9 protein-coding genes are annotated in these 14,901 nt (G+C 52.4%); 5 read left to right on the top strand and 4 right to left on the bottom strand.

Going from position 1 to position 14,901, the window contains the following annotated elements; genetic code table 11:
• Positions 1 to 575 precede the first annotated feature (575 nt).
• A complete protein-coding gene (locus B7L15_RS18760) occupies positions 576 to 782 on the top strand; it encodes a hypothetical protein (protein WP_085920417.1) in 207 nt (68 codons plus the stop codon).
• A gap of 1,287 nt (positions 783 to 2,069) precedes the next feature.
• On the top strand, positions 2,070 to 2,237 hold the full coding sequence (locus B7L15_RS19630) for a hypothetical protein (RefSeq protein WP_176243734.1): 168 nt from the start codon (positions 2,070 to 2,072) through the stop codon (positions 2,235 to 2,237).
• 518 nt (positions 2,238 to 2,755) lie between these two features.
• Here the strand turns inward: B7L15_RS19630 and B7L15_RS18750 are convergent.
• The 3 genes from B7L15_RS18750 to B7L15_RS18740 form a co-directional block, all read right to left on the bottom strand.
• Positions 2,756 to 4,720 carry a diguanylate cyclase gene (locus B7L15_RS18750; protein WP_085920416.1) on the bottom strand — a complete coding sequence of 655 codons (1,965 nt, stop codon included), beginning with the start codon at positions 4,718 to 4,720 and terminating at the stop codon, positions 2,756 to 2,758.
• Positions 4,721 to 4,826: 106 nt separating this feature from the next.
• A complete protein-coding gene (locus tag B7L15_RS18745; RefSeq protein ID WP_085920415.1) occupies positions 4,827 to 6,938 on the bottom strand; it encodes a sensor domain-containing protein in 2,112 nt (703 codons plus the stop codon).
• A 147-nt stretch (positions 6,939 to 7,085) separates the two neighbouring features.
• Positions 7,086 to 8,741 (bottom strand): methyl-accepting chemotaxis protein, encoded by a 1,656-nt coding sequence (locus B7L15_RS18740; RefSeq protein ID WP_085920414.1) that lies wholly within the window; start codon positions 8,739 to 8,741, stop codon positions 7,086 to 7,088.
• 447 nt (positions 8,742 to 9,188) lie between these two features.
• On the opposite strand from B7L15_RS18740, the gene B7L15_RS18735 reads away from it, so the two are divergent.
• From B7L15_RS18735 to B7L15_RS18725, 3 genes are read left to right on the top strand one after another with little or no spacing between them, the layout of a single operon-like run.
• Positions 9,189 to 9,998, top strand: a complete 810-nt coding sequence (locus tag B7L15_RS18735) for an alpha/beta fold hydrolase (protein ID WP_085920413.1) — start codon at positions 9,189 to 9,191, stop codon at positions 9,996 to 9,998.
• A 5-nt stretch (positions 9,999 to 10,003) separates the two neighbouring features.
• A complete protein-coding gene (locus tag B7L15_RS18730) occupies positions 10,004 to 10,996 on the top strand; it encodes a GGDEF domain-containing protein (RefSeq protein ID WP_176243733.1) in 993 nt (330 codons plus the stop codon).
• Positions 10,997 to 11,009: 13 nt separating this feature from the next.
• Positions 11,010 to 14,183, top strand: coding sequence for a GGDEF domain-containing phosphodiesterase (locus B7L15_RS18725; protein WP_254902994.1), 3,174 nt, complete (start codon positions 11,010 to 11,012; stop codon positions 14,181 to 14,183).
• A gap of 414 nt (positions 14,184 to 14,597) precedes the next feature.
• Here B7L15_RS18725 and B7L15_RS19710 read toward each other — a convergent pair.
• Positions 14,598 to 14,901: hypothetical protein (locus B7L15_RS19710; protein ID WP_217808082.1), on the bottom strand; the 304-nt coding region annotated here is incomplete at its 5' end.

Raw genomic sequence — 14,901 nt, 5'->3', positions numbered from 1 at the left:
CATGCCAAGCAGTTGCCGTACCCGAAGGCGACTGGTCGCGGGGTCATAAAACGCGCACAACGCCACGTGGTTAACTCCATCGCTACCCTGCGATGGGAGCTACATCAGGCGATCATGATAGCGCTAGGTAGTAGATCACGATGTTTATGACACAGTAGTACTAGAAACGAGGATAGTTTCTCGTAAGGCCGCTAGGTCTGAGACCATGCTTTTCAAGTTAGCGCTAGCCGTGATTTTACGCCGTCGTCGATTTCTACAATTATATCATACTCGCCCATCGATGGGTTTCAGGCGGGGCTGCTCAAGGTAACCACTGGCTAACTTGAGCACCGTGGACCCGTCGCGGTGCCATTCAAAGAACATGACCTTTCTAGCGCAATGGGTTTGCTCTTCACCAGTGAGGCTTGATGTTGTTCGATCTCTGCCCAGCGCAACACGAAAGATCGCAACCGTGGATGCTATGCTGCTATAAAGGGTAAATAAATTGCCTTGTGCGGTTATTAGCGATGGCTCATCAGTCACGGTGGCCGAACAGACCCTCTGTGAGTGAAATCAGTAAGCGAAGGTCATGCTTCATGGCGGCTTCACCAAATAAACTCCGCAGCAGTGTCACCTCCCAAGGCGATCTACTTAGCCCTGTGGGCGAAAACAAGTGGGAAGCCCTAAGTGACACGCCACGATATACGCTGGAACAGCTGCTCGCCCAGTGCGATGCCGATGCACCTGAAATGCAAGACGTCATGGATTGGCAACGTCTGAAGCAGACGGGGCGTGAACAGTAAGGTCTTTTTATCGGTTAGGCCTGGTGGGGAAGGCACAAACGAACGGAAAGCAAAGCGAGCGAGGCAAGCGTTGAGAGCAAAGCTGTCATTACCTCAACTATGGGAGAGCGCCAAATATGTCTCGTGGCCCCTTAGTCACGCCAACCCCATTGTCCGTGTGCCGAGGCCCTCTGGCAGACCCGAGTCGAAAACGATTTCGCGATTGCCCAATGAGTACGATACGTTTGAGTACTGTATCGCCTATAGAGATCAGCGCGGCGTTGAGGTGTGGGGAAAGAAGCGCTGGAGGGAGTTACTGCTCGTTGAGGCACGTTCGGTCGCAAGGCATCACCGGCGACCGGCCGGGCCGATAACGGGTGTTTATCACTATGAACGCCCGACGGGCTCAACTGTATGGATTGCAGCATGGTATGAGTTAAAAGCCGACGGCTCGCGAAAAAAACGCAGCACCCAATTTAGCTATGGCACTGAAATATCTCGCTATGCTTTTCTGATGACGCTATGCAGGCCGCGATTGCTAAACGCAAGGAAGAAGAAGCGCGATGGTACTGTGTACTGGGCGAGCGGGATGACCGACATGTTAACAAGTAAGTGGGAGCCGGTTTTCCGTCAAAGATCAAAGTACGCTTTTGATAACCATCACGGGCATACCTGCGACAAACCACTATCAAGAACAAAGAGGAGGTTTTCATGACGACCGTGCCGATTTTCAAATATGGCAAGCAACAAGCAACAAGCAACAAGCAACAAGCAACAAGCAATCTGCTTACCTAGTGGGATGGCTTATGAGGGTATTCAGGCGCTTGAAATTTCGCGGGTTGGAGACATCATCACGTTACGTCCTGCTCGTCCTTCGTGGAAGTCATTTCCATAGTTTGCCAAGGCTGACGCCGACTTTCTTCGCGACCGTTCCCCGGTGGTGGATGCCCGGAGATCTGGCTATCAAAAATAGACGTCATGTGAAATAAAATGTAATGCCCACTGAAGCAGGCATGAACTCGGCTGTATGACGGGCTTTCTTTATTCGGGTGCATTTCGATACGTATTCTGCCAACCTTTCTACAATACGGGTCTTCCAGTTGGTTAGCTGTCAGGAATTATCGCTTACCGCTGATCTGGCCCGACGTAAGCATTGTTGCTTTGTATGAATGCATAAATGTCGGGAGACAGAAGCATTAGAAATGATGTCCGATAGAGCCGTCGAAAGGAGTATCCGGTAAGGGTCGGCCTTCGCCGACAAGTTATTACTCCCCGTTCTTGCAGGATGGGGTCTTCGCGGAGCACTTTATGGACTACAAACATGCAGTTGTGAAATTCGAAAATGGCGTTGGCAATCTGCTCTGCAACGGCTGCGGCATTACCATCGCTGAGGGCGCCAAACACGAGGACAGAGAGCACTATTGCACTATGTGCATGAGTGGTAACTGCAAAGCAAAATTTAAAAAAGGAAAGTAAATATTGGTTCTTCGTCACTTGATATGGAGTTGGCCTGATCAAGCAGGCGGCCCACTGAGGGGCCTATCAGGTGATCATGGCGATGAAGTAGGACTCGTTCCAGTAGCTACGTGTCAGTGACCGAGCCGACTAAGAGAGTCCGTTCATCTCTTCTAGTCTTGCGTTCATCAGTCCCAAGTGTCAGCGTCTAACCAATGCTTCGCCAGGGCCTGTCCCATTGGCTTCAGTTGTGGCTTTTCAGCAACCGCCGCCTTCCGTGCAACCTTCCCAGAACAGGGGAAGAGGATTAGCATTTATGAAGGCTGAGTCGGTTGAGATTGTTGTTTTGGTGAACTCAAAATGAATCGACTTTACCGCCTTTGCACTTGGGTCAGCTGTCGGTATCTAACTCTCTGCTTCAATTTGGACGGTAAAGTCTAGAGGGGGGCCGGCGCTGGCCCTACTTCCTATACTGTGTGATCCAAAGTGCTGCGGTCATCTTATGAATCCAGGATAGAAAGGAAGAACTCATTAGAAGTTTATGGATCATGTGGCCTTAAACTAACAACTATACGATTCCGACCTGTCTCCTTGGCTTCGTAGAGTCCTTCGTCAGCGCGCTTAATAGCGGCTTTTAAGGTCTTTTCACCGCTGGCGATGTGAGTCACACCGAAGGAGGCAGTAATGACAATAGTCATAGGTGTGTCGTCTTGCTCAATGGGCACTTGGGTATTCTCCATTGCAACCCTTATGCGCTCTGCCACTTGGCTTGCTTTTTCAATTGCGGTGTTGGGCATTAAAATGGCAAATTCCTCGCCGCCAACACGGCATAAGAGATCCTCATGACGCAGTAAACCTTTAATCACGCTGGTAAAGCGTTTAAGCACTTCATCGCCTGCATCATGGCCGTATTCATCGTTGATGCGCTTGAAATGGTCAATATCAATGGCGATGAGGGAGATAGGCGTTTGGTGCCTTGAGGCGCGGGATATTTCAACGCTGGCCTGAGATTGCAAATAGCGCCGATTGAATACCCCGGTTAATGGATCAGTCATGGCCTGGGCGCGCAATTTTTCTTCAAGTTGCTTCCGCTCAGTGATGTCAAAGACCGTGGCATTGGAGTACATGAAGCGATCATTTTCTAGATACCCGACGGCTTGAATGATCACATGGCGCGTTTGGCCGTCGTCGGCCACCAGCGTGCATTCTGCCTCACCCTGGCGGCCTGCTTTGACATCCTGGAACGCGGTTTCAACATCTGGCAGTGACGCTGGTGAAACAAAGTCGAGATAGCAGCGTTGGCCGATGGCACCGCGGTCCAGGTTCAGCCAGTCAAGTTCGGTCTGGTTCATTTTAAGAATCACGCCATCGGCGTTTAGGGAGTGGTAACCGCAGGGCGCGCTGTCATAGAGCTTGTTGACTTCATTGGCATGCAGCAGTGCTTGTTGACGCAGGTTGCGCTGTTGATGGCTGCTAAATGACCAATAGATACCCAGCGCCACTGCCGTCGAGTAGGTGAGCAATAAAAACCAGATAACACTGGCATCATCTTGCAGCAGTGTTTTCCATGTGGGCATCGGTAGGCTAACCCCCAAGACCCAGGGGAGGGTATCGTCCTGACTGAAAATACGTCCCGCGAGCCCTTGGTAACCTTGGCTGCGTATATCCAAACGCTGAAAACGCAGTAAGTAGTTACCTAGGGTAAACGCCCCTTCGTCTTGCTCGGTAACAGGCTTCCAAGGTTCAGCCGCTAACCGAGCGTAATTGTCACCAAAGCTGATCATCGGCAGTCGCCGGCTACCCTCCGTGAGCAGCCAACCGCCCTGGGCATCGGCTAAAAGAACGCCTGCATCGGGGTCGATGTGCATGGCCTGATGAACGGCCTCGGACAAATGCTGCCAGTTGAGGCTGAGCAGTACCACGCCCTGGCGTTCGCCTTGGTCGTCGAAAATGGGGGTGGCGACATTGACGACGGGTATCACTTCGCCGCTGAAAAGCTCATATTGAAGATTGCGACCGGGAGGCGAGATGTAAAGGTCGCGGGCAAGGAGCTTGCTAGCGGCTTTGAAGTAATCCGTACTCGCATGACGTTTGGCAGTAAAGCGCGGGTCAGAGGCAAGTTCTGCCGGTGCACTTAGGACCTGGTGGCCCTGATTATCGATTAGGATCAGTTTTGTGTAGCGCGGGTAGTGTTTGACCAGCGTCGATAAAAAATTGCTCAATTGCGCCGATGTCGAACCCTCAGTATTTTCATCCTCTCCGCTTGTCATGTGGGCTTTGATGATCGGCATCTCAGCGACAGCAAGCGCGTAGCTGAGCGTCTCGTTAATATCGCGCAATAAGGTGTTTTCACCGACTTGCAAGATGGCGCGAGTTTCTTCACGAATGCTTTCCTGGCGGGTTTCCAGGTGCATATGAAGCACTGGCCACAGCGTAGCGGTGACTAACATCAACGGTAATAGCACGGCCATAATGAGGCGTGCGTACAAGCGCTGCTGAGTCAATTGCGTCTTCCTGTGGTGGACGAGACGGGGCATTTTGGATTGCTAGCAATTATATGTCGGCAAAAGGCAGGCCAATAGGCTAGTAAAGGCGCTGTCCACGGGTCATTTAACGTTTTTCAAACTGTACTGGAAGTCGCTTTAATTCTCTGAGAGGGACAGGCCGAGAGAATAAAAAACCCTGCAATAAATCGCACTGACGTTGTCGTAAATCGTTTTGCTCTTCTGGTGTTTCAATGCCTTCGGCAACCACCACCAGGTTGAGGTGGTGTGCCATGGTGATGACGCCTTGAACAATGGCCGCGTTTTTCGGGTTTTCGGCAATTTCGCGAATAAACAACCGGTCCAACTTTACCTTGTTAATCGGCAGATCACGCAGGTAACCAAGGCTTGAAAAACCCGTACCAAAGTCATCCAGCGCGACGCTAACGCCCAATGCTCGCACTTGGTCAAGTAACGTAATCGCTTGGTCAGTGTTACACATCAAGGTGCTTTCAGTGACCTCTAGCTCCAGCAGCGTGGGCGGTAAGCCGCTTTTTTCCAACGCGGATTCCAGCTCGTCCAAGAAGCCTCCGCGCTGAAACTGCATAGGTGAGATGTTCACTGCCACTTTAAGTGGTTGAGCGCGCTCGCGGTTTAACTCGGCCATATCACAGCAGGCGCGCTCAAGCACCCATTGGCCAATTGCAATAATTTGCCCCGTTTGTTCGGCTATGGGCATAAAATGTCCGGGTGATAACAATCCCCGCGTGGGGTGGTGCCAGCGAATTAATGCTTCTACACAGCAAATGGTGCTGTCCTGAGCTGCCACAATCGGTTGGTAGTAAGCCGCTAGCTGGTTATCGTGAATCGCCTCATGTAGCTCCCGGCGAATGATGACGTGCTCGGCAACATTGTCGACGTTCTCGCCACAGTACCATTGCCAAGTATTGCGGCCCTGACGCTTGGCGTCTTGCATGGCAAGATTGGCATGATGCAGCAGCTCTTGTGGCCTGGCGGCACCACCCCGCTCAGACGCAATGCCAATACTGGCACTTATATGTAAGCATAGTGAATCCAGCGTGAACGGCTCGGCAATGGCGCTGAGGAGGCGATGAGCGAGATTGATGACCGCCTGCTCGCTGGGGTAGCCGGTCAACATAATGACAAATTCATCGCTGGATAAGCGTGCCACCAGATCATCGGACCGTATTAGTTGGCGTAAGCGTTGACTGATGGCTTTAAGCAGTTTGTCGCCAACCGTATGACCAAACGCATCATTAACGGGTTTGAAATCGTCAAGGTCGATATAAAAAAGCACCAAGTGTTGGTGCAGCCGCGTTTGATCTAAAAATACCTGCTCCAGATGCATTTGCAGCGAGCCAAGATTGGGGAGTCCCGTCAGACTGTCGTGGGAGGCCTGGTGGGCAATGCGTGCCTCTTGCTCACGCTGATGAGTAATATCTTCTTGCGCGCCGATAAAGTGCGTACATACGCCTTGGGGGTTAATCACTGGGGTCAGCGTAAACTGATTCCAGAAGGGTGTGTTATCACGACGGTAGTTGAGCAGCACCACTCGAACGGATTTGCAGTGCGCAATGGCGCGACGGATTTCTTGTACAGCGCTAGGGCTCGTGTCTTCGCCTTGTAAAAAACGGCAGTTCTGGCCGAGTACTTCTTGTCGGGTATAGCCGGTTAAGCATGTAAAGGCTTCATTCACATAAATGAGGGGGAGTCCGGGTTGGGTGGCATCAGCCACCACCATACCGTTTGGGCTTGCCTCAATCACCTGGGTTAATAAATGACGTTGCGATTCACCGAACGGGTACTGATCAATCTCTAGGCAGCGACCATAGACGCTGACTACCTTGTCCTGTTCAAACACCGCCACTAAGGTGAAGACTAGCCACTGTGAGTTCCCTAGAGCGCTGGTCGTTTTGCAATGAAACGACTGAGCTTTGCCTGTGCAGGCGGCTTTGAAGGCCCGCTGCATGAGGGAATGATAAGAAACAGGAAGTAGGGACAAGTAACTAAGCCCCGTTATCTCGGTCTCGGTTTTGTCGAGGACGGACAATAGTCGAGTATTCCAGCGTAGCAGTTTGCCTAGCGGATCAAGCTCAAAGAGTCCCTCGGGGTAACTCTCAAACAAGGCATGATGGTGCGCCTCCAAGCGATGAAGCGCGAGGATGGCAGCGGTCTGGGTCGCCGCCGCGGGCACTAAGGAACGAAAAGATGGCGTCATGGCAGGCAACCACGCTGTTAAAGGTAAGCGTCAGGGCGGCTAGATGAGGGGAGGCGCCTCATCCACTAGTTCCCATTTTAAAAACGTGCGGCGGAGGCCTGTCGTCCACCGCACGCTCAGTATTAATTAACCCACTATGCGTTCAGCTTAAAAAGCTTCCCACTCGGGTTCCTCTCCACTATTTGAGCGCTTTGACTCAGCGGGGAGGCGCGTTGACGCGACAGCAGGTGCTCGGCTGGTGCGAGAGGGTTGTTGAGCATCACTGGGTAATTTGAAGCCCGCAATTAACTGGGCAAGTCGGCTTGATTCCTCTTGCAGTGAATCTGCTGCCGAGCTGGTCTGGGTGACCAGTGACACGTTCTGCTGGGTGGCTGAGTCCATTTGGGTAATGGCCGTGCTCACCTGATCAATGCCGCTTTTCTGCTCATTAACGGCCAGGGCAATTTCCTGCATCAGGTCGGTGACTTGTGTAATGGCCTCAACTGTCGTGTCCATGCCTTCGCCGCTTAGTTCTGATTGGTGTACACCGTCTTTAATGCGCAAGGCGATATCATCAATGATGCCGCGTATCTCGCCTGAAGATTGGGACGTTTGCGTGGCCAGTTTGCGAACCTCGCTTGCCACGACGGCAAACCCGCGGCCATGTTCACCTGCTCTGGCAGCTTCAACCGACGCATTCAGTGCCAGTATATTGGTTTGGAAGGCAATACTCTCGATGACTTTAATAATGTCTTGAACCTTTTTGGAATGTTCTTCCATTTGGTTCATCAATTCGGTGGTCCGATCGACTTCCTTGCGAGTTTCAAGGGCCTTTTGCGATGCGTTTTCGGTCAGCTGACGTGCCGAACTTGCGGTCTGGTTGTTCTGGTGGACCGTGGACGACATTTCTTCCATGCTGGAAGCCGTTTCTTGCAGCGCACTGGCCTGCTCTTCGGTGCGAGAAGCTAGGTCATCGCTACCGCTGGCAATTTCCCGCGCACTGTTGGCGACTAACTCTCCTGTGTTGTTTAGCGTGACCATCATGTCGGTCAGCTTGCTTTGCATGGTGCGCATGGCTTGATAAAGCTGACCAACTTCGTTGCGGCCTTCGTTCTCGATGCGGCTGGTCAAATCACCCTGCGCAATATTTTCGCAGATACTGACGGCGCGGCTGAGCGGCTGGACGATAAAGCGACGCATGCCTATTTGAAGCACAATAAACAGCACGATGGCGACAACCAGTAAAATCGTGGCGATCGAGATAGCTTGGGTACTGGCGGCATCGGCTGCAGTCTCCATTTCGCTTGCACGTTCACTGGCAAAGTTATTGAAGTCGCGTACTGCCGAGGTTAAACCACGTGCGTTATCTTCAAGGCGTTGTTCATCGGCGGTCATTTGCGCCACATCGGCCGCCTCAATACCTTTAATAAGGTCGCTGGTGACCATTTCACGGTACTGACTCTCTACTTCCATGTAATAAGGGTAACGAGGCAAGGTTTCGTCAATGTCATAGGCATCAAAGGCATTAAAACGAGCCTCGGTGCGTTCAAGGCTAGTGCGTACTTGGTCAAGGGTCGTACTGGCTTCTGGGTTACCTTCGTTTACGTACTCAATATAGCGGGCCATCCGCAAGCGTAGCTCCATCAGATTGACTTCCATCCGATTGGCATCGACTACCTGTTCAGCGCTTAGCTCGGACAGTTCATGGATGTCGTCCATACTGTTGCGCGAGGCGTTAATAGCAAAGGCGCTAATAACACCAATGATAAGCACCAAAAGCGCCATGGCGCCAGTCAAGCTGTATTGAATACGTATGTTTTTCATTCACATTTCTCCGCAGGGAGGGTTCGCAAAGTTATAAATAGTCAGAATGCTTATATTGTTTTTATATCAGATTCTTCTGAACTAGTAGTTCACAGCGCAAGTTCTCGACCTTGCAGGGAGGTGTGTCGCTGTAAAGTGCGCCGAGATTTTCTTATCATGTCGTGCAGTAGTTTGTTGTAATTCGTTGATTTAAGCATAAAAAGAGCCGCTTTTTCGTTGGTAAAAAAGGGGAGAAATAATTAAAGAAGGCACGTTTTTGGTCGATTACATACGCTTTGTTTTATTTTTGGAGCAGTTAAATTAGCTGTACCTCCAGGCTGTCGTGTTTGACTGGAAGAACAATCGGATCTTTGCGACGAGCGTTAAATTACCGTACAAGCGCACGACCTTGTTCATGATGTTACTGTTAGTCTGACTACTCAAAATACCAGATCCGGAAGCTCGTTTATGCCATCACTTCGCCACCTTCTTAATGTCAACGAGCTTGGCCAGGGCACCATGCCGTTATTGATGATTCATGGCTTTGGTTGCGATCAAACCGTATGGCGTCGCTTGATTCCTATGCTTGAGCAAGACTATCGGCTGATTCTGGTTGACCTGGCAGGTTTCGGCTGTGCCGCGCCGGGAGCCTACGATAAAGCGCGGCATGGTTCGCCGCTCGGTCATGCCGACGATATCGTGGCTTTGTGCGATGAGCTGGAGCTAGAGGGAGCAGTGGTGCTTGGCCATTCCATTGGCGGCACCATTGGTATGCTCGCCTCCATTGAGCGGCCTAACGCCTTCCGCCGCCTGGTCATGGTGTGCAGTTCGGCCCGGTACCTTGACGATCCGCCTGACTATCGAGGTGGTTATACCCGAGAGCAGCTCGATGGCTTGATGCAGCTGATGGAGCAGAATTATCTCGACTGGGCCGGTACCATCTCTAGCATCGCGATAGGTGATGAGGCCACTGGGAGTCAGCAGCAGAACCTACAGCAGCGCTTTCTCGCTGTATCGCCGGATGTACTTCGTCCGCTTGCCAGGAGCATCTTTCTGGGAGATACCCGTCACTACCTGCCAAGCGTCACGGTGCCCAGCCTGATTGTTCAGACCGCGCGGGATGCCATTGTGCCCCTTGAAGCGGCTCAATATCTGCAACAACACCTTCCAGAGAGTGAGTTGGCGGTGCTGGACACCAGCGGCCACTACCCCCAACTGACAGCGCCTGACATTCTAGCCAAAGCGCTACAGGAGCGACTCGCGCTTCAGGGGGGATGACACCAATGAACCCAAGAGCTGCCGATCTCGCTCGGTGGTGGCAGGTGGCACCATCAGGCCAAGTTGTCATTGATGCACAAGGCCAAATTTTACAGGTTAACCACACACTGAGTGACTGGCTAGATTACCCGGTTCACGAACTTGTCAATCGGCTGGCAAGTGAACTGTTTACTGCTGAATCTCGCATGCTTTACCAAGGGGTGGTGGCGTTCCGACTGGCGGATGTGGGGGCGGTCAACGAAGTTCACCTCAGCCTGAGCCTAGCGAACGGAGACACACTCCCTGTTCTGTGTAGTGCCCGCCGTGTAGGTACTCAAGATGCTCCCCAGACGATGCTTTCCATGTTGCCGATCGCCCGAAAGGATCAACTGGAGCGTGAACTTCTTGAGGCACGCCAGGTAGCGCAGTCCGCGCTTGAGGAGAAAGAGGCCGTTATTGCCGAGCTGGAGTCAATGCGCTCGACGCTGAAATCGCATAACGATGAATTACAGCGTCTTACGACGAGGCTGGGACACGAAGCCAGAAGTGATCCACTGACCGGCTTGCCTAATCGTCGGCACTTCGATGTTGCGCTTCAGGACTTGTTAGTCCGTGCTGACGTCAATCATCTCGCTGAGGGCTTTAGCGTTGCCTTGATGGATATTGATCATTTTAAACCGGTTAACGACGAGCATGGCCATGCCGTTGGTGATCAGGTGCTTCAACAGCTTGCTAAGCTGCTCTCATCGCAGCTAAGAGGCCGAGATTTTGCGGCGCGCATTGGTGGCGAAGAATTTGCCTTGCTGATGCCGGTTACCTCCATTGACGAAGCCAGCAGCGCACTGGAGCGATTACGTCAAGCGATTGAAATAGATAGCTGGCAACCGGTGCCTATTACTGTCAGCTTAGGTGTCACGAGCTATTTGCCTGGGGATACCCGCGAGAGCCTCATGGCGCGTGCCGACGCCGCCCTGTATTCCGCCAAGCATCAGGGGCGCAATCTCGTTGCCAAGAGATAAAAAGGAGCTTGCCATGCAAGCCAGAATGGCCGAGTTGAGCTTGCGAGAAGCGACTGGATTACCGTATCGGATACGCGATGTGGCAATGGATGTCGGTTTGGTAATGGTTGCAGCCGTCTTCATTCTGCTGGGGGGAACCGGGCTTATTGGGCGCCTCATGGGGATCGCGTATCCCTTGAGCGGACTCATGGTGGCTGATGCGGCGTTGACCGGTTTTTTAGCAGGCCTGTGCTTGCTGGGTTGGCTATTGCAGCAACGCTGGTTAGTTTATCTGGCCGCCATGCCATTGGCGCTGATCACGCTTTATACCCTGGTCCACAATGGTCTGTCGGGCGGACCTTGGGTGGGTGCATCCTGGGTATCAGGCGGGCCAAGGATTTTATCCGCGGCCGCGTTTCTGCTTTTTCTGGTGGCTCTTTGTACGACGTTGGGCACGAAACAGACTTGGCAGCGACTTGTATGGGCCGGCAGCGGGGTACTGGCATTAGGCACAGGTAGCTTTTCGATGCTGCTATTGCTGCTTCCCGATAGTCGCCTTGGTTGGGCAGACGGCTTTGTGTCAGCCCCTCTATTAGCCACTCTCTACGCATTGCTTGGCGGGGTCGCCTTCGTTAGCGCTGCCTGGCGTGGGAGCCGCCCGTTACTTCCCCTTGGTTGGCTGACGCAGATTGCCGTAGTGAGTGGTGTGTTGGTGAGCTGCGTTGCCTGGTACACCCTCAGTTGGAGCGGTCAGGGCCATATGCAGCGTCAGGCGGCCACGTTGTTGGATAACGCCGCACGCAACGCCCGCCACGCAATGCAGGAAGAGCGGGAATTTATTCAACGTCTCGCCTGGCGGCAAGGGTTGAACAATACCCTGAACGAGTCGGAACATTGGGCGCATGATGTTCAGACCTACTTCGAGCACGCGCCATACCTAAAGACCGTTGCATTGATTGGGCCCGATGGGGAACTCGGTGAATTGCGGGTCTCTCCTCAGCCCTATCCGCGCCGACTTCTAACCGAGGATAGTTATCCGAGTCTTCGCGATGCGCTATTCTCGGTGCGATCAGATACATGGGCACTCCAGGTGGACCGTCAGCCGAGTACGGTGTTGCTGGTTTCCTCGTTGGGTAACAACGCGGGTGGACAGTTGGTCGCCGAACTGGATATGACAGATTTACTCAGGCGCGAACTTAGCGTGCCCCTGAGTCTCTTTCGGCTCACGGTCGGTGAAGGCACGCCTTATCTAGCGTTAAGGAAACCCGGAAGGGCCATCGACGATACTCCTATTCGCCCGTTGCCACACCTGGAAGAGCGTCATGTTGGCCTTCCAGGGGGGGCTCGCTTAACGTTTAACGTCTACATGGACTCTGTCTCAGGCATGTTGCGCGCCGGTATCATGCCCGCGGGGTTTGCGATTGCAGGCCTGACGCTTAGCTATCTACTAGCCCTAAGCCTAGGATTGGTCAGGCTGATCCTTTTTCGGTCTCGCGAGTTGCTGTCTGCTCGACAGAAGCTTGAGGCGCAATATGATCTCGAACAACGCTATCGATCGCTTTACCTCTATCATCCCGATGGTGTTTTATCGATCGATCGTGAAGGGCGTGTGGTCACTGCTAACGAAGCCTGCGGTAAGATTACCGGGCGCGCCAATAATGAAGTGCAAGGCACACATTTTTCGACGCTGTTGCAGCCCCAGGATATCGAACGAATACAGGTCATCTATGACGCGACTCTGGACGGCCAGCCAAACTGTGTGGAGCTACAGATAAAGCATCGAGAAGGCCATCTGAAGTCTCTTGAATTGACGACCATGCCGATCATTGTTGATGGCGAAACGCTGGGGGTTTTTGCCATTGCAAAAGATATCACCCAACAACATGAGCAAGCTGCCCAGTTGGCCTATCAGGCTTCACACGATCTTCTGACCGGGCTGCCCAACCATACCGCTTTTGATGACGACCTGAATGAAGCCTTCGCGGAGGCACAAAAGAACGGTAAATTGCTGGTGGTCATGCATATCGATCTGGATGGGTTTAAAGCGGTCAATGACGGGTTAGGTCATCACATTGGTGATCTCCTGCTGGTGGCGGTGGCAGGCCGACTAAGACGAGCAATCAGCCAACGCGATACGCTGGTGCGCATGACGGGCGACGAGTTCGCCTTGCTATTGACAGAACTCGACGACTGTGACGCCGGCATCGAGGTTGCCGAGCAGGTGCTGGATTACTTATTGGAGCCTTTCCAATTAGAGGGCGAGTCGGTTCATATCAGCGCGAGTATTGGCATCGCCTGCAACAGCGACGCCGTCGAACATGCTCATGAGCTCATGCAGCAAGCGGATATTGCCATGGGGGAGGCCAAACAACAGGGCCGTAATACCTGGCATTGGTATCAGGGCGATGTCCAACGGATAACAAGAGCGTCGGTACTGCTGCGACACGATTTACATAAGGCGCTACAAAACGACGAGTTTGAGCTTTACTACCAGCCCATTGTTGAGGCAAGAAGTGGACGAGTTCAGGGTATGGAGGCGCTGATTCGTTGGCATCATCCTGAGAAGGGAATGATCTCTCCAGGTACCTTTATTCCCTTGGCTGAGCAGACGGGGCAAATCATTCCGCTAGGGCGCTGGATTCTGCATCGTGTCTGCCAAGACGTCGCTTTTATGCAAGCCACGAAGGGGCCTGAGATGCCGGTTGCCATCAATATCTCGTCGTTACAGTTCCGGCGAGCTGGGTTCTTGGAGGATATGCAAAAAGCCCTGGATGACTCGGGGGTACCCCCTGAACGGCTGGAAATTGAGGTAACGGAGAGTGTGCTGATTGACGGTGCCAAGCAGGCCATTGATCTTATCAACCGGCTGAAAGCAATGGGTATCAAGGTCGCGCTTGATGATTTTGGCACGGGTTTTTCCAGCCTTAGTTACTTACGTGATCTGCCGATCCACAAGGTCAAACTCGATCGCGCTTTCATCAAGGACATCACCACGGATACACGTAATGCCGCTATCGTGCAGGGCATTATTACCATGGCGCATCACCTGAATCTTATCGTGGTCGCTGAGGGTATCGAAGATCGCGCTCAACAGCAGGATTTGATCCGTCGCGACTGCGATCTGCTGCAAGGTTTTCTTTTCGCCAGGCCAATGCCAAGGGACGCTGTAATGGCTCTGCCAGCGGTGCTGCCTGCGTCTAAAGCATGAGGTCAGTCGACCTCGACGCGGTTGAGTCCATTGGTCTTGGCTTGATATAGGATTTACCTACTCAGGAAAGGTACACTATCACTCGGTGTTGCACTGGACCATACTCTAGTCGTATCCAAGCAGCCTCATCTACTACAGGACGAAACAGGAAGCTAGGGCGAATATTTGGTTTCTCCTACACCGCAATCTAGGGATTGAAAGCCGCAGTGGTGTAATGTTCGTGCTGAAACGCTAAACACCAACTATCATCAAAACTGGTTTATCGCTTTGCGAGCTAAGCATGGCCGACTGGATAGTACCGAATGACTACCCCGAACTTAGTCTCATTTGCTGGCACAGGCGTCGGGATACCCCTATGTCTGAAGAAGATGCGTTCGCTATTTATGAAAGACATTGGCGCTATGTGTATCAGGACTACCTTACTGAGGAAGAAAAGGCATTTATTGAAAGACTCAAGGAAAAGTACGGGTAGGACTGATAATTCCCCCGAAAAATAATATCGGAGATAAGTGGAATTTTCCGTAAGCTAAACGTAGGGAGGTTCTGCATGAAAAAAAAATCACTTTTTCTGATACCTGAATCCGTGAGACCGGCCCCCGGAAGCACTTCTAACCCACTGACCTGCATGGCAATATAGCCATTATCGCCATTCACCCAGACAGTGCCATGCCCAACATAAAGTTCCGCGCCAGTTGCCGCACCCTCACCAGCCACGCCG

Origin of the sequence: Halomonas sp. CSM-2, from assembly GCF_002119345.1 — a bacterium.
Classification (GTDB): domain Bacteria; phylum Pseudomonadota; class Gammaproteobacteria; order Pseudomonadales; family Halomonadaceae; genus Vreelandella; species Vreelandella janggokensis.
The sequence above is the reverse complement of the archived record's forward strand: the minus strand, read 5'-3'. Positions and strand labels throughout refer to the sequence as shown.

What these genes read in the sequence shown, in the direction of transcription:
- B7L15_RS18760 (WP_085920417.1), top strand. Translation starts at nt 576, where the DNA reads ATGGCGGCTTCACCAAATAAACTCCGCAGCAGTGTCACCTCCCAAGGC.
- B7L15_RS18745 (WP_085920415.1), bottom strand. Translation starts at nt 6,938, where the DNA reads ATGACGCCATCTTTTCGTTCCTTAGTGCCCGCGGCGGCGACCCAGACC.
- B7L15_RS18735 (WP_085920413.1), top strand. Translation starts at nt 9,189, where the DNA reads ATGCCATCACTTCGCCACCTTCTTAATGTCAACGAGCTTGGCCAGGGC.
- B7L15_RS19630 (WP_176243734.1), top strand. Translation starts at nt 2,070, where the DNA reads ATGGACTACAAACATGCAGTTGTGAAATTCGAAAATGGCGTTGGCAAT.
- B7L15_RS18740 (WP_085920414.1), bottom strand. Translation starts at nt 8,741, where the DNA reads ATGAAAAACATACGTATTCAATACAGCTTGACTGGCGCCATGGCGCTT.
- B7L15_RS18725 (WP_254902994.1), top strand. Translation starts at nt 11,010, where the DNA reads ATGCAAGCCAGAATGGCCGAGTTGAGCTTGCGAGAAGCGACTGGATTA.
- B7L15_RS18730 (WP_176243733.1), top strand. Translation starts at nt 10,004, where the DNA reads ATGAACCCAAGAGCTGCCGATCTCGCTCGGTGGTGGCAGGTGGCACCA.